This is a genomic window from Catellatospora chokoriensis (genome assembly GCF_011297315.1).
Classification (GTDB): Bacteria; Actinomycetota; Actinomycetes; order Mycobacteriales; family Micromonosporaceae; genus Catellatospora; species Catellatospora citrea.
Genome location: NZ_JAAOTI010000004.1, coordinates 124,000 through 141,988, shown reverse-complemented (window position 1 = coordinate 141,988; position 17,989 = coordinate 124,000). Strand labels below are relative to the sequence as shown.

General features: G+C 71.7%; 17 protein-coding genes and 1 pseudogene. 11 read left to right on the top strand and 7 right to left on the bottom strand.

Going from position 1 to position 17,989, the window contains the following annotated elements:
- Positions 1-17: 17 nt before the first annotated feature.
- Positions 18-1,469, bottom strand: coding sequence for a vWA domain-containing protein (locus HAV39_RS07835; protein ID WP_191838513.1), 1,452 nt, complete (start codon positions 1,467-1,469; stop codon positions 18-20).
- Between the two features lie 169 nt (positions 1,470-1,638).
- Positions 1,639-2,313, bottom strand: a complete 675-nt coding sequence (locus HAV39_RS07830) for a hypothetical protein (protein WP_191838512.1) — start codon at positions 2,311-2,313, stop codon at positions 1,639-1,641.
- A 294-nt stretch (positions 2,314-2,607) separates the two neighbouring features.
- On the opposite strand from HAV39_RS07830, the gene dnaB reads away from it, so the two are divergent.
- Genes dnaB through crcB (HAV39_RS07810) form a run of 4 tightly spaced genes read left to right on the top strand, consistent with a single transcriptional unit; the run spans position 2,608 to position 5,134 of the window.
- Positions 2,608-4,035 carry a replicative DNA helicase gene (gene dnaB, locus HAV39_RS07825; RefSeq protein WP_425321543.1) on the top strand — a complete coding sequence of 476 codons (1,428 nt, stop codon included), beginning with the start codon at positions 2,608-2,610 and terminating at the stop codon, positions 4,033-4,035.
- 16 nt (positions 4,036-4,051) lie between these two features.
- Positions 4,052-4,444, top strand: coding sequence for a fluoride efflux transporter CrcB (gene crcB, locus HAV39_RS07820; protein ID WP_191838511.1), 393 nt, complete (start codon positions 4,052-4,054; stop codon positions 4,442-4,444).
- Positions 4,426-4,749, top strand: a complete 324-nt coding sequence (locus HAV39_RS07815) for a DUF190 domain-containing protein (protein WP_120317653.1) — start codon at positions 4,426-4,428, stop codon at positions 4,747-4,749. The genes crcB (HAV39_RS07820) and HAV39_RS07815 overlap by 19 nt, the downstream gene beginning before the upstream one ends.
- Positions 4,750-4,771: 22 nt before the next feature.
- Entirely contained in the window at positions 4,772-5,134 is a 363-nt protein-coding gene (crcB, locus tag HAV39_RS07810; protein WP_191838510.1) for a fluoride efflux transporter CrcB, read from the top strand.
- A 6-nt stretch (positions 5,135-5,140) separates the two neighbouring features.
- On the opposite strand, the pseudogene HAV39_RS07805 reads toward crcB (HAV39_RS07810), so the two are convergent.
- Both HAV39_RS07805 and HAV39_RS07800 read right to left on the bottom strand, forming a co-directional pair.
- A pseudogene (locus HAV39_RS07805) lies at positions 5,141-6,438 on the bottom strand (glycosyltransferase 87 family protein).
- Positions 6,439-6,511: 73 nt separating this feature from the next.
- Positions 6,512-9,046: a putative bifunctional diguanylate cyclase/phosphodiesterase gene (locus HAV39_RS07800; protein WP_239120453.1), complete on the bottom strand. Its 2,535-nt coding sequence runs from the start codon at positions 9,044-9,046 to the stop codon at positions 6,512-6,514.
- A 302-nt stretch (positions 9,047-9,348) separates the two neighbouring features.
- Between HAV39_RS07800 and moaCB the strand changes: the two genes are divergently transcribed.
- From moaCB to HAV39_RS07785, 3 genes are all read left to right on the top strand, one after another.
- A complete protein-coding gene (gene moaCB / locus HAV39_RS07795) occupies positions 9,349-10,347 on the top strand; it encodes a bifunctional molybdenum cofactor biosynthesis protein MoaC/MoaB (RefSeq protein ID WP_275413917.1) in 999 nt (332 codons plus the stop codon).
- Between the two features lie 102 nt (positions 10,348-10,449).
- The gene (locus tag HAV39_RS07790) at positions 10,450-11,637 is read left to right on the top strand and encodes a molybdopterin molybdotransferase MoeA (RefSeq protein WP_191838508.1); all 1,188 of its coding nucleotides are present in this window, start codon (positions 10,450-10,452) and stop codon (positions 11,635-11,637) included.
- The gene (locus HAV39_RS07785) at positions 11,634-12,056 is read left to right on the top strand and encodes a molybdenum cofactor biosynthesis protein MoaE (protein ID WP_191838507.1); all 423 of its coding nucleotides are present in this window, start codon (positions 11,634-11,636) and stop codon (positions 12,054-12,056) included. Before HAV39_RS07790 ends, HAV39_RS07785 begins: the two co-directional genes overlap by 4 nt.
- 99 nt (positions 12,057-12,155) lie before the next feature.
- Here the strand turns inward: HAV39_RS07785 and HAV39_RS07780 are convergent, their stop codons facing one another.
- From HAV39_RS07780 to HAV39_RS07770, 3 genes are all read right to left on the bottom strand, one after another.
- On the bottom strand, positions 12,156-13,586 hold the full coding sequence (locus tag HAV39_RS07780; protein ID WP_191838506.1) for a glycosyltransferase 87 family protein: 1,431 nt from the start codon (positions 13,584-13,586) through the stop codon (positions 12,156-12,158).
- A gap of 311 nt (positions 13,587-13,897) precedes the next feature.
- The gene (locus HAV39_RS07775; RefSeq protein ID WP_191838505.1) at positions 13,898-14,419 is read right to left on the bottom strand and encodes a DoxX family membrane protein; all 522 of its coding nucleotides are present in this window, start codon (positions 14,417-14,419) and stop codon (positions 13,898-13,900) included.
- A gap of 10 nt (positions 14,420-14,429) precedes the next feature.
- Positions 14,430-14,876 (bottom strand): LppU/SCO3897 family protein, encoded by a 447-nt coding sequence (locus HAV39_RS07770; protein WP_191838504.1) that lies wholly within the window; start codon positions 14,874-14,876, stop codon positions 14,430-14,432.
- Positions 14,877-15,002: 126 nt separating this feature from the next.
- Here HAV39_RS07770 and HAV39_RS07765 point away from each other — a divergent pair, with 126 nt between their 5' ends.
- The 4 genes from HAV39_RS07765 (at position 15,003) to HAV39_RS07750 (ending at position 17,976) form a co-directional block, all read left to right on the top strand.
- Positions 15,003-15,725, top strand: coding sequence for a prepilin peptidase (locus tag HAV39_RS07765; protein ID WP_191838503.1), 723 nt, complete (start codon positions 15,003-15,005; stop codon positions 15,723-15,725).
- A 401-nt stretch (positions 15,726-16,126) separates the two neighbouring features.
- The gene (locus HAV39_RS07760) at positions 16,127-16,300 is read left to right on the top strand and encodes a Flp family type IVb pilin (RefSeq protein WP_120317664.1); all 174 of its coding nucleotides are present in this window, start codon (positions 16,127-16,129) and stop codon (positions 16,298-16,300) included.
- A gap of 69 nt (positions 16,301-16,369) precedes the next feature.
- Positions 16,370-16,777, top strand: a complete 408-nt coding sequence (locus HAV39_RS07755) for a TadE/TadG family type IV pilus assembly protein (protein ID WP_191838502.1) — start codon at positions 16,370-16,372, stop codon at positions 16,775-16,777.
- A complete protein-coding gene (locus HAV39_RS07750) occupies positions 16,765-17,976 on the top strand; it encodes a pilus assembly protein TadG-related protein (protein WP_191838501.1) in 1,212 nt (403 codons plus the stop codon). The genes HAV39_RS07755 and HAV39_RS07750 overlap by 13 nt, the downstream gene beginning before the upstream one ends.
- Positions 17,977-17,989: the final 13 nt, after the last annotated feature.

Here is a 17,989-nt window from a genome sequence, read left to right as displayed (position 1 = left end):
GAGGCGGTCGCCATCGTTCAGGAAAGTCGCTGCGCGGTGCGGATGAGCTCGGCGAGGTCGTCAACCGGGCGCTCGTCCAGGCGGCCTGCCGCCTCGTCGGCGATCTTCGCGAGGTCGGTCAGGTTCACGTCCCGGGCCCCGTCACCCCCGCGCAGCGCGACGGCGAAGAAGGCAGCCGCGTAGCAGACGCGCAGCCGCACGTCGGCGCCGGTGAAGTCCCCGGACAGGTCGCCGACCGCGATCGACTCGTACGTCTCGGACGGCTGCTTCGTGCTCGGGTCCAGCCAGCGCACCCGCACCTCCGCCACCCGGCCGCTCGCCTCGGGCTTCAGCCGCACCAGGTAGAGGGCGGTCACCGCGTGGCCGGGGCCGACCTCGCCGCCGTCGACGTGGTCGTTGCGGAAGTTCTCGTCGGCGACCTGGCGGTTCTCGTATCCGATGAGTTCGTAGGACGCGACGGTCTTGGTGTCGAACTGGACCTGCGCCTTGGCGTCCATCGCGCGCAGCGCCAGCGTGGCGGGGAGCTTGTGCACGAAGACGTCCCGCGCCTGGCGGCGCTCGGAGACGTACACCACGAAGCCGTCGCCGCGGTCGGCCAGCTGCTCCATCAGGTCGTCGCCGTAGTCGCTGCCGACGCCCACGCCCAGCAGCGCGATCTCCTTGTCGGCCTCCTCGCGGACCCGCCGCAGCATGCGGTCGGGGTCGGTGGTGCCGGTGTTGGCGAGGCCGTCGGAGAGCAGGATGACCCGGTTGCTGTAGCCCTCGCGGAAGCCGTCACGGGCGGTCTCATATCCGGCGACCAGGCCGTTGTTGAGGTTGGTGCTGCCGCCGACCCGCACCGAGTCGATGGCGGCGTGCAGCGCCTTCTTCTCGGTCACCCGGGTCATCTTGCGGATCACCCTGGCCTGGTCGTTGAACGTCACGATGGCGACCGCGTCGGTGGGCCGCAGCTGGTCGACGAGCGTGTGCAGGGCGTCCTGCACCAGGCCGAGGCGGTCGGGGTCGTCCATCGAGCCGGACACGTCGATGACGAAGGTGAGCGCGGCGTCCTTGCGCTGCTCGCTGTCCTCACCGCGGGTCTGCAGGCCGATCCGCAGCAGCCGGGTCTCCCGGGACGCCTCGTGCGAGGCGGGCAGCCGCGACCCGTCCACGTGCACGGCGAAACCGTCGCCCTTCGGCTGCGGGTAGTGCTGGTCGAACGAGTTGACGAACTCCTCCGGGCGCACGGTGTCCGGGTCGGGACGCCGGCCGTCGCGCAGCCGCCCGGCGGCGTAGCCGTACGAGGCGGTGTCGACGTCGAGGGCGAAGGTGGACAGGTCGTCCCGCGAGGGGCGTTGCGGGCCCGTCTCGTTCTGCGCGCCGTCAGCATTGCCGGGTGGGCGTGGGGCGCTGTCCGGTGCGTCGGCGGAGCTGCAGCCCGCCAGGGCGACCAGGGTGCAGAACACGACCGCGGCGCTCTTCAGTCTCATCGGGACCTCCCGTGAAGCCGGTCCGGGCCGGATGATTCCGGCCGGGTCGGATACCGGACTTCATGGGAAGCGCATTGATGATCGTTTACCGCTTCCGTGGCGCACCTGAGACGAAAGCGGAACCGGCCGTGACCAAACCGAGCGCTCGCCGTGATCTGGCGAGAATGCCTCAGATGATGCTGAGCAGGACAGTGGTCGCGCCGCCGGCCACCACGGCCGAGCAGAAGCCGATGGTGGCCGCGCGCCAGCTGTCGCTCGCCCAGCGGAGCACCGCCGCCATGGCGAGGGCGCCGAGCAGCGCCAGGCCCCAGCGGGGGGACCCGGCGATGAGATCGCCGAGGGCCGCCGAGCGCGCCGACTCGCAGCCGCCCAGGCCTGCCGCGACGCAGGCGGCGTCGGACTCGCCGGACAGCAGCAGCGCCCGCACGATCAGCACCAGCAGCGGCACGGCGTAGAAGCCGGACGCCCACAGCAGGGCGGTCCAGTAGTCGCGCTCGGTGCGGGGTGGCTCGTCGTAGCGCGTCTCGTGACCGGCGTAGACCTCCGGCGGCCGGAGGTTCGCGAGGTTGTCGGGCCACCGGTCGTCGTAGCTGTCGTAGCTCTCGGCGCTGACATAGGTGTGGAAACCGGCGTCGGCGGCCGGGTCGTGGTCGGTGGCCGAGCCGTAGTCGATCGCCTGGCCGTAGTCGGCGGGACCGTGGTCGTCGGGCGTGCCGTAGCGGTCGGCGGCGTTGCGCTGCCGGGGCACGGCGGGGTCCGCCCAGCCGCCCGCCCTGATGTTCGGTGCGGCGGGCTGCTGCGCTCCCCAACCGTCGCCCTGCGCCGACCAATCCGGATATCCCACGGGGGGAGCCTGGCGGAGACCGATATCCGAAGCAATCCCCCGAACCGGCGAGAATAGGCGGCTGGCGATCTTATGACCTGCGCCACGCCGGGCGAAAAATCTTGGAAAGAATCTTGTTTGCACAGCCTGTGTGGATCGAAATAGCAGGTCAGCGCGTTATCCACAGGGTGTGGGGGAAAGTTGTCCACACCCTGTGCACAGGGTCCCCCACAGCCTGGGGCGGGTTGTCCACAGGTTGCCCCCAGCCTCGTCCCCACGGGTGTTTGTGCCGGGTGATTCACGCGCCTAGGGTCAATCGAATCGGGTTGTGAGGGAGGCGCCGTGACATCGGTCGGGGACGGCGTACGCGGGCAGTTCACCGCGGTCCAGGCAGCCCCGGCGGCCGAGCAGGTGCCCTTCGAGAAGACTCCCCCGCAGGACGTGGCCGCGGAGCAGTGCGTGCTCGGCGGCATGATGCTCTCCAAGGACGCCATCGCGGACGTGGTCGAGATCCTGCGGGCGAACGACTTCTACCGCCCCGCCCACTCCACCATCTTCGACGCCGTGCTCGGCCTCTACGGCCGCGGTGAGCCCGCCGACGCGATCACCGTCGCGGCGGTGCTGGAGAGCGCCGGCGACCTGGCCCGCATCGGCGGCGCGCCGTACCTGCACACGCTCATCTCGACGGTGCCGACCGCGGCCAACGCCTCCTACTACGCCCGCATCGTCAGCGAGCGCGCCGTGCTGCGCCGCCTGGTCGAGGCCGGCACGAAGATCGTGCAACTGGGCTACGGCTCCGCAGCCGGCTCCGGCCGCGACGTCGACGACGTGGTGGACCTGGCCCAGCAGGCCATCTACGACGTGACCGAGCGCCGGGTCAGCGAGGACTTCGCCATCCTCGCCGACATGATCCAGCCGACGCTGGACGAGATCGAGGCGGTGGGCGCCGCGGACGGCAGCATGCGCGGCGTGCCGACCGGCTTCAGCGACCTGGACCGCCTGCTCAGCGGCCTGCAGCCGGGCCAATTGATCATTGTTGCTGGAAGACCTGGTTTGGGCAAGTCAACGGCATCTATGGATTTTGCCCGCCACGCTGCGGTTAGAGCGGATATGGCCAGCGCCATCTTCTCGCTGGAAATGTCGAAGACCGAGATCGTGATGCGTCTGCTGTCGGCCGAGGCGCGGGTGCCCCTGCACGTGCTGCGCTCCGGGCAGCTGTCCGACGACGACTGGACCAAGCTCGCCCGCTGCATGGGCGAGATCTCCGAGGCGCCGATCTTCGTCGACGACACGCCGAACATGAACCTGATGGAGATCCGGGCCAAGGCGCGCCGCCTCAAGCAGCGGCACAACCTGAAGCTGATTGTCGTCGACTATCTCCAGCTGATGAGCTCGCCGAAGAAGACCGAGAGCCGCCAGCAGGAGGTCTCCGAGCTGTCGCGTGGCCTGAAGCTGCTGGCCAAGGAGGTCGAGTGCCCGGTGATCGCGGTCAGCCAGCTGAACCGTGGCCCCGAGCAGCGCACCGACAAGCGGCCGCAGCTGTCCGACCTGCGTGAGTCCGGCTCGATCGAGCAGGACGCCGACGTCGTGATCCTGCTGCACCGCGACGACTACTACGACAAGGAGTCGCCGCGCGCGGGCGAGGCCGACTTCATCGTGGCCAAGCACCGTAACGGCCCCACCGACACCATCACGGTCGCCGCGCAGCTGCACTTCTCGCGCTTCGTGGACATGGCGATCTGACCGCAGGCCGGTAGACGTGCGCAGGCAGTGGGACGTGCTCGCGGTGATCTCCGCGGGCGGCGTGCTGGGCGCGCTGGCCCGCTACGCGGTGAGCCGGACGCTGCCGGCCTCCCCCACCGGGTTCCCGTGGGGGATCTTTCTGGTCAACGTCAGCGGCTGCCTGCTCATCGGGGTGCTGATGGCACTGGTCGCGCACGTGCGGCCCGGGCGGCGGCTGCTACGTCCCTTCCTCGGCACCGGCGTGCTGGGCGGGTACACCACCTTCTCCGCCTATACCGTCGACATCGTGCGGTTGGCGGACGCCGGAGCGGTCGCGGTCGCGGCGGCGTACCTGGTGGGCACGCTGCTGGTCGCGCTGCCGGCGGTGTACGGCGGGATGGTGGTGACCAGATGGCTGGTACGACGGTGAACGGCCTGCGACTGACGATCCTGGTCGGCGAGGGTGACCGGTGGCGGCACCGCCCCATGTACACCGAGATCGTGCACCGGGCCCACGCGGCCGGACTGGCGGGCGCGTCGGTGCTGCGCGGCGTCGAGGGGTTCGGCACGCACTCGCGCATCCATACCGACCGGTTGCTGTCGCTGGCCGAGGAGCTGCCCATGATGGTCGTCATCGTGGACGCGGAGGAACGGGTCCGCGGCTTCCTGCCGCAGCTCGCCGAACTCAGCCTGGAGGGCCTGGTCATGCTGGACCCGGTCGAGGTGGTGCGGTGACCGCGCCGCCGGAGGTCCTGTGGTGACCGTCCTGCTGGTGGCGCTCGGCGCGGCGGTCGGCGCGCCGCTGCGCTACCTGGTGGACCGGGCGGTGCAGGCGCGGCACGACGCGGTCTTCCCGTGGGGCACGCTGACCGTGAACGTGGCCGGTTCGTTCGTGCTCGGCCTGCTGGCCGGCGGCGCGCTGGCCGGGGCGGTGCCGGGCAGCGTGACGGTGCTGCTGGGCACCGGGTTCTGCGGCGCGCTGACGACCTACTCCACCTTCGGGTACGAGACGGTCAAGCTCGTCGAGACGGGCAGCTTCGGCCAGGCCTTCGCCAACGTCGCCGTCAGCGTGGCGGCCGGGCTGGCCGCCGCCGCGACGGGATACGCCCTGATCGCCTGAACCGGCTCAGCTCCGCCCTGGGTGATCATGAAGTTGTTCCTCCGACACGCCGTCGAGCCGTGCCATGGGTTCATGATCAACGCGAGGGGGTGGGCGGAGGGGGAGGGACCAGAGGGCGAGGGCGGCGGGATAGAGGAGGTAGCCGAAGCGGGTGGCGGGCATCAGGATGATGGCCGCGAGCAGGCCGGTGGCGGCGATCAGGGCTGCCGAGCCGGCGTCGTGTGGCGGTCGGCGCAGCAGCCACAGGCCGATGGCCAGACCGGCGAGCACGAGCAGGGTCAGCGCGACGAGCCGTCCGCCCGGGACGTGCTGGGCGATCAGGTAGCCGAGCAGGGGTGATGCGGCAGGGCTGGTGACCAGGCCATGGCCGGTCGGGAAGCGGATCACGTTCTCGACGAACGCGTCCGGGGCCACCAGCATCGGCGGGACCAGCACCAGCACCGGCAGGCCGGCCGCGCCCACGGCGTAGCGGCCGCCGGCCCGGCGGACCAGGGCGTACCCGCCCAGCGCCAGCGCGACAGGCCAGGCCAACAGCTTCATGGACGCCGCGGCGCCGATCGCCAAGCCCGCCCAGCCGAACCGGTCCCGGGCGGCGAGCGCGAACGCCAGCAGGCACAGCGCCAGCACCGGCAGGTCGTCGCCGCCGGTGGCCAGGGTCAGCGCGCACAGCGGCAGCACGGTCGCGGCCTGCACGGCGCGCACCAGCAGCGCGTCGCGGGCTGCGGTGCCGTCGCGCAGCAGCCGCGCCGCGAGCGCCAGGACGACCGCGGTGACCAGCGCGAACCAGATCCGGGCGTCGGTCCACCAGACGTCGCCGAAGACCGCGCGGGGCAGGCCGAACACCGACATGCCCGGCTGGTACGGCGTGTATCCGAGCAGCGGGTCCGGCAGCGCGGCGATGCCGTCGCGCCCCAGGTAGGGCGTACCGCTGTCGAGCAGCAGTCGCGCCGACTGCTCGACGACGTGCACCTCCTCCTGCGCCGCCCGCTCATCCCGCCCGCCCGCTCCGCGGCCTGCCCGACGAGCGGCACCAGCACGACCGCGATCCACGCCCCGGCCGTCACCCCTGCGCGCGCGACGGGCGTGGCGGCCTGGCGGCGGAGGATGAGCTGGACGAGGACCGCGAGGGTCGCGGCGGCGTAACCCCAGACGGCGACGGCCCCCCAGGCGCGGTGGGAGGTGAGCGTGGAGCCGATCGTGAGCCAGGCGAACAGCGCGGACAGGGCGTACAGGCCCAGGTCGGCGGCGAGGCCGTCCGCGGCGCGGTCGATCCGGCGCCAGCTGCGGCCGGGTGCGCTGCTCACGCCGTCGCCTCGGGGAAAGGCGCGCCGTCCCGCGCCGCCGTGCCGATGATCCGCTCGCTCATGCGGACGAGTCTTACACCCGCTCGCCGCCGGTCGTGCCGGTGGTGCCGGAGGACCGGGCGGTCCGGCCGGGCGTGCGCTTGGCCGGCATCCGCACCACCGCGGCCGGGTCGTGCAGCGGTTCGGCCAGCCGGACCGGGCCGTCGTCGGCGCTGATCAGGGCGACGACCTCTTCGATCGGCATCGGCTTGGCGAACAGGTGCCCCTGCCCGGCGGTGCAGCCCAGGTCCCAGAGCATGCGCCGCTGGCTGTCACGCTCCACGCCCTCGGCGACCACCAGCAGGTCGAGGTGGCGACCGAGTTCCAGGTGCGAGCGGACCACGGCGGCGGCGCTGGGGGTGTTCTCCATCTGCGTCACGAACGAGCGGTCGATCTTCAGCTCCTTCGCGGGCACCCGGGACAGCACGGACAGCGAGGAGTATCCGGTGCCGAAGTCGTCCAGCGCGATCATGCAGCCCAGCTCGGCCAGCTCGGCCAGCACCTTGTCCACGATGTCCAGCTGGCTGACGGTGTGCGACTCGGTCAGCTCCAGCACCAGCGCGTCGCCGGGCAGGCCGTGGTCGTCCAGCCGCCGGGTGACCAGCGCGGGCAGCCGGCGGTCGAGCAGGCTGCGGGGTGAGATGTTCACCGCGACCGGCCACCGGCAGCCCAGCTCGCGCCAGCGCGCCGCGCCCGCCAGGGCCTGGTCGAGCACGGCGTCGGTGAACGCGGTGAGCAGGCCCGACCGCTCGATGGAGCCGAGGAAGCTGCGCGGGTCGACCATGCCCTTGTCCGGGTGCTGCCAGCGGGCCAGCGCCTCGGCGCTGATCGGCTCACCGCTGGCCAGGTCGACGATGGGCTGGAACTGGAGGATGAACTCCTTCTCCGCCACCGCCCGCGGCAGCATGCCGCCGACGACGAGCCGGGCCCGGTCGGCGGTGTCGTTGTCCGGGGCGTACGCGGCGACCGAGCGCCCGGTGCGCTTGGCCTGATACATCGCGATGTCGGCGCGGCGCAGCAGCTCCACGAAGCCGCTCTCGCTGGGCCCGGTGGCCACCCCGGCGCTGGCCGACACGACCAGCGGCATGCCGTCGACGTCGACCGGTTCGTGCAGCGTGGAGAGCAGGTGCTCGGCCTGGTAGAGGGCGAGCGCGGGGGCGGGCAGGTTCCGCAGCAGCACTGCGAACTCGTCGCCGCCGAGCCGGGTGACCAGCGCCTCCTGGCCCGCGGCCGCGGACAGCCGCTGCGCCACGGCGATCAGCACCTGGTCGCCCGCGGCGTGGCCGAGAGCGTCGTTGACGTCCTTGAAATGGTTGAGGTCCAGCACCACCAACGCGGTCACCCCGCGCCCGCCGCGCCGCCGGTCGAGGGCGTCCTCGGTCTCCAGTTGCAGCCGCCGCCGGTTGGGCAGCCCGGTGAGCAGGTCGTGGGTGGCGTCGTGCTGGTGCTGCCCGGCCAGGTGCTCAAGCTGGGCGTACGAGGTGGCGTTGCGGATCGCGGTGCACAGCGCGCCGGCGAACGCCCGCAGCGTGAACTGCTCCCGCTCGGAGAGCGCCACCGGCGACAGGAAGCACAGCCGCAGCTCGCCGACGTTCTCGCCGTCGTTGTCCCCGACCAGCGACACGACAGCCGTGGTCTTCGGATCGATCGCGCCCTGGTCGATCGGGCCCTGGTAGGTGATGGCGCTGTGGGTGCCGCGAACCAGCTGTTGCGCCCCGTCGAGCCACACCTCGACCTCGACCCGGTCGGCGGCGAACAGGCGGGCGCCGTTGCGGACCGCGTTGTGCAGCACGGTCTCCATCTGCACCACGTTCATGGCGTCGGTCGCCTCGGCGAGCTGCTGCCAGGCCATGCGCTCGGCCCGGGCCCGGAGCTTGCCGCGGTAGGTCAGCTGCAGGCTGAGCACGATCGCAGGGATGGCGATGAGCAGCTGCGGTTCGCGCGCCAGCACTGCCAGCGCCAGCACGGCGACGGCGAAGCGCACGATGCCCGCGCCCAGCCGGAGGTCGAGGTCGGCCAGGAAACGGTCTCGTGCGCTGGTGCGGGTGGCGATCGCGATGACCGGGATGACCAGGAGTTCGTCGGCCAGGAAGACCGCGGCGTAGGCCAGCGCCAGCAGGTCGAGATGCGCCAGCGGGTTCTCGGCCATGCCGTCGCCGGTGGTCAGGATGAGCGCGGCGAGGCCGCAGGTGATGGTCTGTTTCGCCACCGCGAACACCGACTTGATCGGCGTCAGCCGGGTGACCGCCTTTTCGGCTGCGGTGCCCACCGCGGCGCAGATCACGGCCCACGGTGCGGGCAACAGCACGGCCGCGATCAGCAGGGCGGCGTCGGCCCAATGCACGGCCTGATGGGTGGAGCGGATGCGAACGTACACCTGCGCCAGCGAGGCGAGGACCACCAGCACGGCCAAGGCGCTGGCCCGCATGACGAGGTCGAAGGTGACCGGCATCCGCGTCGCGACGACGACGGCCGTCACGAGCGTGAGGCCCGCCACACACGCAACGAGACCGACGAGCAGGCGTAGCTGCTGGTCGGTCTGCTGCGAGGATGCTGTCTGGCCGGTCACATCGGACCTCTTCCGTCAGAGACAGATGGTCGTGAGTGCCGACAGCCTATGCGATTTTCAGATCCACTCGGTGGTACGCATCTGTGCCTCCTTCAGAAACTTCCCCGCGCTTGCCAAGTCCTGATGCAGAGCGTAGTTTCTGCACGGTCGATTTCTAGTAGTGGGTTCACATTTCAAATAACTAAGGCGATTTATCACGAATAGTGGTGAGTCGCCTACGCACTGTGTTCACTTCCAGTGTTCGCCCGTGAAGCAACTAGGCTCATGTCGTGACAGAAGGAACAGCTCCCTCCTCACCTCAACTGACTCATGTGGACGCCCGCGGGGAGGCCCGCATGGTCGACGTCGCGGGCAAAGAGATCACGCTGCGTGTCGCCGTCGCGGCGGGGCGCGTGGTCACCACGCGTGACGTGCTCGATCTGCTGCGCGGGCAGGGCGTGCCGAAGGGCGACGCACTCGGCGTGGCCCGGCTCGCCGGCATCATGGCCGCCAAGCGCACTCCCGATCTCATCCCGCTCTGCCATCCCATTGCCATCCACGGCGTCACCGTGGATCTCACCGTCACTGACGACGGTGTCGACATCCAGGCGACCGTCCGCACCGCTGACCGTACCGGTGTCGAGATGGAGGCTCTGACCAGCGTCGCCGCGGCCGGGCTGGCGCTCATTGACATGATCAAAGCGGTGGATCCCGCGGCGTCGATCGACGCCGTGCGGGTGCTGCGCAAGGAGGGCGGCAAGACCGGCCTCTGGGAGCGCGGAGCCATGCCCGCGGTTTCCCCTGCGGCTCCCGCGTCAAACACCGGTGCGCCCAAGGTCAGGGTCATCGTCGCCTCGACCCGGGCGGCGACCGGGGTGTACGAGGACCGGGGCGGCCCGCTGCTCGCGGACGGCCTGCGCGCGTTCGGCTGCGAGGTGGGTGAGGTCGTGGTGGTGCCCGACGGCGAGCCGGTGCGCGAGGCGCTGCGGGCCGCCCTGGCCGAACGGCCCGACGCCGTCGTCACCACGGGCGGCACCGGCATCAGCCCGACCGACCGCACGCCCGACATCACCCGGGACCTCATCGACTACGAGGTGCCCGGCATCGCCGACGCGGTGCGCGGCAGCGGCGCGACCCCGCTGGCGGCCCTGTCGCGCGGCGTCACCGGGGTGGCCGGGCGGACCCTCGTGGTCAACCTGCCCGGCTCGACCGGCGGGGTGCGCGACGGCGTCGCCGTGCTGGCGCAGGTGCTGCCGCACGCCGTGGAACAGCTGCGCGGCGCGGACCATCCGGCGTCGGCCGGCCCCGGTGCGCAGGGCTAGGGTCAAGGAGATGGGCGAGCGTGTCCGGTTCGATCCGGGTCATCCGGCGAGCGAGCGAGTAGGGCCAGGTCAAATGGACGATGAGCGAAGCGGGGAGGGAGCATGACCGCTCCTGAGGACTGGGTCTCGGCCCGCCGCGCGGTGCACGCCGCGGGCTGGCGGGCACAGCTCGCACCGGTCACCGTGCCGCTGGCCGAGGCCGACGGGCTGACCCTGGCCACCGCCCTGGCGCCGCGCAGCGACCTGCCCGCCTTCCCCACGTCGAGCGTCGACGGCTGGGCACTGCGCGGCCGCGGCCCGTGGCGAGTCACCGGCCGGGTGCTGGCCGGCAGTGTGCCCGCGCCGCTGTCCGGCGACGGCGTCGCCGTCGAGATCGCCACGGGGGCCATGGTGCCCGAGGGCACGGAGGCGATCCTGCGGGTCGAGCACTCCACCCGCAGCGGTGACCTGGTCGACGGCACGCCGAAGAGCGAGCAGGAGTGGCGGGTGCCGGGCGAGGAGGCCCGGGCCGGTGAGCCGCTGCTGCCCGCCGGCACGCCGGTCACCCCGGCGGTGATCGGGCTGGCCGCGTCCTGTGGCCACGACACGCTGCCGGTGCGTCCCGCGCCCCGGGCGGCGATGCTGGTCTTCGGCGATGAGCTGCTGACCGCCGGGCCGCCCGCCGACGGCCGCATCCGCGACGCGCTGGGCCCGTCCATCCCCGCCTACCTGCGACGGCTAGGGGTGGCCTGCGAGCCCGCCGCGGCACCGATCAAGGACACCCTGGACGCGCACGTCGCCGCGGTGCGGTCGGCGCTGGAGAGCGGCGTCGACCTGGTCTGCACCACCGGCGGCACCATGCACGGCCCCGTCGACCACCTGCACCCGGCCCTGGCCGAGCTGGGCGCGTCATATGTAGTCAACACGGTGGCGGTGCGCCCCGGCTTCCCGATGCTGGTCGCCGCGGTGCCGCACGGCGGGCGGACCCGCTTCGTCGCCGGGCTGCCCGGCAACCCGCAGTCGGCCGTGGTGGCCCTGGTGTCGCTGGTCGTCCCGCTGCTGGCGGGCCTGGCCGGCCGGCCCGAGCCGGCGCTGCCGCGGGTCACCCTCGGCGAGCCGGTGCCCGGCCGCGGCGACTACACCCATCTCGCGCTGGTCCGGATCGACCCCGTCGACGGGCTCGCCCGGCCGGTGTCCCATGTGGGCTCGGCGATGCTGCGCGGCCTGGCCGGCGCGCGCGGGTTCGCCGTCATCCCGCCCGGCGCCACCGGCCGCGCCGGCGACGCCGTCGAACTGGTGGAGGTCCCGTGAACCGGGTCGTGCTGGCCGAGCTCACCACCGAGCCGCTGGACGTGGCCGCGCACGAGGCCGCGGTGGCCGACGCGCGGGCCGGGGCGGTGGTCAGCTTCGCGGGCGTGGTCCGCGACCACGATCACGGCCGGTCGGTGGACACGCTCACCTACGAGTCGCACCCCAGCGCGGCCGAGGTGCTGCGCGAGGTGGCCCAGGAACTGGCCGACGACCCCGACGTCTACGCGGTGGCGGTGTCCCACCGGTACGGCCCGCTGAGGATCGGTGACGTCGCGCTCGCCGCCGCCGTCTCCACCGCGCACCGCGCGGCCGCCTTCACCGCCTGCGCGCGGCTGGTCGACCTGGTCAAGCAGCGCCTGCCCATCTGGAAGCACCAGACCTTCACCGACGGCACCGACGAGTGGGTCAACTGCCCGTGACGGCGCGCCCCCACGCGTTACCGGGGCCGAGACAGGCTGCAGAAAAGGCAAGCCGCCGCCTCCGTGGTGCTTGGAGGCGGCGGCTTGCCTGGAACTGCGTCAGTGATCGGTCGGCGCACCCGCGGTGGCCGAGGCCGGTTCGCCGCGGCGAGCCGGGACGACGGCCGGGCGGGCGACGGGCACCCGCAGCGGGGCGGCACCGCCGAACGCCGGCTCGGCGCCGGGCCGCGACGGCAGGGCCGCGACCAGCACGATGAGCGCGATGGCGAGCGAGTTCTCGGCCAGCATGCCGAACAGGCCGTCGGCGTAGTGCGACACCGCCGGGAGCTGGTGCTCGTACGGCCAGATCGGCGAGATCAGGAACAGCAGGTAGAGGGCTATCGCCGCACCCGCGTGCCGCGCGCCGACCAGCGCCGGGAACCAGATCGGCTCCCGCAGGCCCGGGGTGGACCGTCCGCGCGCCGCGAGCCCGCGACCTGCCGCCCGGCGGCGCAGCGCCTGGTCGGCGAGCGCGATGACGGCCGGCACGACCCAGACCAGGTGGTGCGTCCAGGAGATCGGGCTGACCACATTCGCGGTCAGGCCGACCAGGGTGAACGCGATCAGCTCGTCGCCCTCGGCATGGGCCGCGGCGGCACGGGTCAACCCGACCGCGAGCAGCACCAGCGCGAACGCGATCCAGAGCGGGCTGGGCGCGGTCGCGGTGTCGTACAGCCGCGACAGCAGCCCGGCCAGGGACTGGTTGGGCGTCATGTCCGCGACGCCGACCCGCTCCGTCTGGAAGATCACGCTCCCCCAGTACAGGGCGGACTCGTGCGGGACGGCGACCCAGGCGGCGGCGGTGGCGGCCAGGCCGGACAGCGTGGCCGTGAGCGCGGCCCGCCACTGCTTGCTGACCAGGAAGTACACGATGAACAGCGCGGGCGTCAGCTTGATCGCCATGGCGATGCCGACGCCGACGCCGGCCCAGCGCCAACCGCGGCGGAGCGCCACCAGGTCCGCCATGATCAGCGCGAACAGCAGCAGGTTCACCTGTCCGAAGCCGAGCGTCTCGCGCACCGGCTCGATGGCGGCGAACAGCGGCAGCGCGACCGCGACGGTCATCCAGCGCGGCCAGCCGCACCGGTCGGCGACCGGGATCAGCAGCGCGGCGAGCACCATACCCAGCGCGACCAGGCCGAAGACCATGTTGAACAGTCCCGCGGCGGATGGTGTCAGCGCCGCCATGGGCAGCATCAGCAGCGCCGCGAAGGGTGGGTAGGTGAACCCGAGCGTCGTGTCGGGCGCGATGAACTCGTACAGCTCGCCGCCGCCGCTCCACCAGACCACCGCGCCGTGATAGATCTTCATGTCGAAGAAGTCGTACCACCGTCCGAAGTTCTGCTCCGTCACCCAGGCGGCGTAGCAGATGGCGGCGACGATGCCGACCCGGACGAGCGTGCGACGATCCCACTGCGGGGATCTCCAGTCACGGATGAATCGGGGGCTCCTGGCGAGGCGGGGCAGACTGCGCACGCCGCGTGCCGGCATGGCGTCGCCACCTCCTTCAAGGGGTCGGGTCTCGGCATCGTCGCGCAGCGACGATCCGGAGCCGGGCCGTTCGTGTCTGCTGAGCAGCCTAGAACGGCGCACCACTCCAGTACCTCCCGTGTTACCCGACCGTGTCCGATCCCACACGACTTTGCGACATTTCTAGCTGGTTAACGCCGCCTGCGAAGTTAAGGTGATTGGCGTCACATCATCACCTCTGGCTGCGAAAACGCACCTTCGTATGGCGCAACGGCACACACGGGAACGAAGAAACGCCGATGTCCGGGCACCTCTCCGGTCGGATACCCGCATCAGCCGAGATGTAACTGAGTCGACGCCTTCTGCTGCGCCTTGCGCAGCGACTTGTGGGCGGACTTCTGCGCGTCGTGCACCGCCTTGCGGCCCCGCCAGCCGAGGCTGGGCGACCCGGCCGTGTCGACGGCAGCCAGGAGCAGGCCGGCCAGCAGGCCGAGATTCTTGGCGAAATGCACCATCTCGTTGTTGCGCGCCTCGGGGTTCTCGATGCGCCAGAACGGGTGGCCCACCAGCGTGGCGGGGATGAGAGTGCCGGCCAGCAGGGCCGCGGCGGGCCGGGGGGCGGTGCCGGTGGCCAGCATCGCGCCGGCCACGACCTGGACTCCGGCGTTGACCCGGACCAGGGTCTTGGTCTCCGTGGGCAGCCGCGGGTCGACCGCCTCCAGCAGCGGCACGACCTGCTCCGCGAGGGGCTCCGCCTTCACGGCGTACCGGTCGGGCTTCAGCAGCGCCTGCGCCCCAGCAGCGATGAACAGTCCACCGAGCAGAGCGCGCGCGACCCCTCGTACTGGTCTCATACCGCCATTATCAAGGACGTTCGCCCATGCATAGGACGAAATCCAAACCCTCCAACTCGCTGTCGAAGAAGTAGTGGTAGCGGTAGTCCTTCACGGCGGCGCACTCGCCCGTGTCACTCGTCGCGTCGAACCGCGCCAGCACTTCCAGCGCGCCGGGCGAGCATTCGGCCAGGACCAGGTCCGGATCCTTCTCCGTGCCCTGATTGGCCACGCAGTCACCCGGCTGGGCGAACCGCGCCGTGCGCGGCGGCCCGGAGGGGGTCGCGGTGGTGACGGGGATCGGCGGGGCCTCGGCGCCGAACGGGTTCGGGATGATCTTCAGTGCGACGAGCACACCAAGGAAGATCAGCAGCGATGCCGCCAGCAGCGCGATGCCGATGATCGCGGGGCCTCGGCCGCCCATGCGCGGCCGGGGTGGTGGCTGCACGATCGGCAGCAGCTCGGTCGGCTGCGCCAAGGGCTCGGACGGGTATCGGTCAGGGGTGTGCAAAGCGGTGCTCCGCGGGGACGAGATCGGGGTGCGTGCCAAGGTACCGTGCGCGACATGGCCGTCGACTCCTCCGTCACGATGTTGTCATTAGCCGTGGGGGCACTGTTCGGCGCGCTCACGCCGCGCACGGCATACCGGCTGTCGGTGACCTGGGGCGAGCCGGCGCTGGCCGGATGCGCCGAGTGCGGCGCGCCGTTCGCCGCCGGCACCGCCGGGTGGTGGCGGTTCGCGGCCCGGTGCGCCTCCTGCGGCGTACGCCAGGGACCGAGCCTGTGGTGGACCGTGCCGGTGGGGGCGCTCGCGGCCGGGCTGACCGCGACCAGCCTCGCCGGGCAGGGCTGGGTGCTGGTCGCCGGCGTCCTGCTGAGTGTCGTGGGCGTGCTGCTGGCCGCGATCGACCTCGCCGTGCAGCGGCTGCCCGACCCCATCGTGTGGCGGCTGGCCGTGGCCGTCGCCGGACTGCTGGCGCTCGCCGCCGCGACCGGCGGCAGCTGGGCGGCGTATGGCCGCGCCCTCGGCGGCGGTGCCGCCCTGCTGGCCGTGTTCGGCCTGATGGCACTGCTGACCGGCGGCCAGATCGGACTCGGCGACGCCAAGGTCGCCGGTGTGCTGGGCCTGCTGCTCGGCTGGTACGGCTGGGGCCCGGTGCTGCTCGGCGGCCTGCTGGCGCTGCTGCTGAACGGAGCCGTCGCCGTGGTGCTGCTGGTGCTGCGCCGGATCAGCTGGCGCGGCTCGCTCCCGATGGGACCTTCGATTCTCGCCGCTGCCCTGTTGACCGTCGTGGCGATCGGCCCGATGCTGCCCCCGGCGGCCTGAACAGGCATCCGTCTCACCCGGACGAACGAACCGCGGCCCGTGGTGTCGGCAACCCGACTCCGCGGCGGGGCCCATGGCGGCGGTTGTCAGGTGCGGTCCCGGCAGTGCCGCAGCGTGTCCCTTTCGCTCCTTTTCGAAGCCCTATCGCCTCGCCCGATCATCCGACCCGTGTCACGTGGGGTACGTCGCCTCCGGGCGGATGTCGGGCCCACGATCACGTTGAGTGTTCAACTGAACGCCAACCGAGGCCATCTTGATCGCGCCGTGAGCATGACGTGACAACTGAGTGACGGCCCGTAGCTCAGTGGGCAGGCTCCCAGTCGTCGGCCAAATAGGCCGGCATCCGTCGTGGACCGGCCCGCCTGGATGCGGATCGGCCGTAGCTGGGGGTGCACTCGCACATGCGCAAGCTCATCACCAAGGCCCAGACCGTTGTGGCCAACCGGGACCGTGGCGCCACCGCCGTCGAATACGCCCTGATCGTCTCCCTGATCGCGGTGGTCATCATCGTCGCGGTCCGGGCGCTCGGCGTCGACATCGACGCGGCTTTCGACGCCGTCACGGCCGCGATCTGAATCCCTGCAGCAGGGCCGGCCACGCCGCCGGTCCTGCTGTCACCTCCAGCGGAGAGTTACGAGGCAGCGATGACAAGGCGCGATCGCGGCGCAGCCGCGGTGGAGATGGCACTGGTACTGCCGATCCTCCTGCTGCTCGTCTTCGGCATCATCGACTTCGGGCGGATGCTCAGCACCCAAATCAAGATCACTGAAGCGGCCCGCGAGGGCGCGCGGGCCGCGACGATCCTGAACACCAGCACCGCCGCGCGGGCCCGAGTCGCCACCGTGCTCGGCACCACGCCGGTGACCGTGAGCGTCTCCGGCGGCAGCGCCCCTTGCGCCAATGCGGTCCCAGGCACCGACGCCACGGTGCGCGTCGACCACAGCTTCAATTTCGTCACGCCGATCTCCGCGATAGCAGCCCTGCTCGGCCGCGGCCCCAGCCCCGGCACGGTGCAGTTGAGCGCGACAGGAGTCATGCCATGCCGTTCCTGAAGTCACGCGCCGGCGCCGATCGGGACAGGGGCGCCGCGGCGACGATCGTCACCATCCTGCTGGCCGGCGGCGTGCTGCTGGGCATGACCGCCCTGGTCGTCGACGTGGGAAGGCTCTACGTCGAACGTGAGGACCTCCAGTCGGGGGCTGATGCCGCCGCCATGGCGGTCGCGCTCGACTGCGCGAAGCGGAACGACCCGGACCGTGATCGGGAATGCCGTGCCGCGGCCGGCACCGCACCTGGCTATGCCAACAACAATGCCGGTGACGGCACCAGCGGAGTCCGCCACGTCTGCGGCACCGACCCCCGGCTGCCCGGCTGTGCCGGCGGGGGGCAGGGCAATCTCACGGACTGCCTGGGGCAGCCGCCCGCGAACGCCACGTGGGTGGAGGTCCGGACGAGCACGCGGCTGCCGAGCGGCAGTTTCATCCTGCCTCCCAGCTTCGCCCAGACGCTGGCCGGCGGATACTCCGGCAGCACGGTGGAAGCGTGCGCCCGGGTCGGCTGGGGATCACCGAGCGGCGGCCTCGCCCTGACCTTCTGCCTGAGCGAGTGGACAGAAGGCACCGCGGGCGGGTACGCACCGGCTCCGCCGGCTGTCCCGGCCGCGTCGTTCGAGGTGGTGCTGAAGACCAAGGACCCCGGAAACGGCGGCGGAAACAACGGCGGCGGCAACGGCGGGGGTAACAACGGCGGCGGCAACGGCGGCGGCAACCACGGCGGCGGTGGACCGGCCGATCCCTGCCAGGCGGGCCCGTCCGGTGGCGATCTGCCCGGCGGCTTCGGCTGGACGGACACTCCGGACCGGGGTCTCTGCCGAACCGTCGTGACGGCAGTCGGCTCCTACACGGTCGAACCCGGCGCGAACGTGTCCCACGCGTGCGAGCAGGCGCTGCGCGACGCGCGGGCAAGTGGCCAGCCGGTCTCGATCCCGATCTTCAACCAGAACACCGGCACCGGCAACACCGGCTCGTACCGCATCGAAGGCTTCGCCGCCTTCGTGGTCACGGGTTGGGGCAACCTGCCCAACGGACTCCACAGTGCGGATTCCACCCTGACCGGCCGGGCCGCCAGCACCCTCTGCGACAACGGCGAGGACTGCATCTTCGGCTACTTCACCAACGCTCTCGTGCCGTGGGACGGCGAATTCGGATCCACGCCGAACCTCGGGGCGACCGTCATCAAGACCATCGGCTGAAACTCGAAGGACC

Excerpts from the sequence above, each read along its gene's own strand:
- HAV39_RS07780 (WP_191838506.1), bottom strand. The coding sequence starts at position 13,586 with ATGCCGGCACGCGGCGTGCGCAGTCTGCCCCGCCTCGCCAGGAGCCCC.
- HAV39_RS07760 (WP_120317664.1), top strand. The coding sequence starts at position 16,127 with ATGCGCAAGCTCATCACCAAGGCCCAGACCGTTGTGGCCAACCGGGAC.
- HAV39_RS07790 (WP_191838508.1), top strand. The coding sequence starts at position 10,450 with ATGACCGCTCCTGAGGACTGGGTCTCGGCCCGCCGCGCGGTGCACGCC.
- HAV39_RS07755 (WP_191838502.1), top strand. The coding sequence starts at position 16,370 with ATGACAAGGCGCGATCGCGGCGCAGCCGCGGTGGAGATGGCACTGGTA.
- HAV39_RS07750 (WP_191838501.1), top strand. The coding sequence starts at position 16,765 with ATGCCGTTCCTGAAGTCACGCGCCGGCGCCGATCGGGACAGGGGCGCC.
- HAV39_RS07775 (WP_191838505.1), bottom strand. The coding sequence starts at position 14,419 with ATGAGACCAGTACGAGGGGTCGCGCGCGCTCTGCTCGGTGGACTGTTC.
- HAV39_RS07815 (WP_120317653.1), top strand. The coding sequence starts at position 4,426 with ATGGCTGGTACGACGGTGAACGGCCTGCGACTGACGATCCTGGTCGGC.
- HAV39_RS07835 (WP_191838513.1), bottom strand. The coding sequence starts at position 1,469 with ATGAGACTGAAGAGCGCCGCGGTCGTGTTCTGCACCCTGGTCGCCCTG.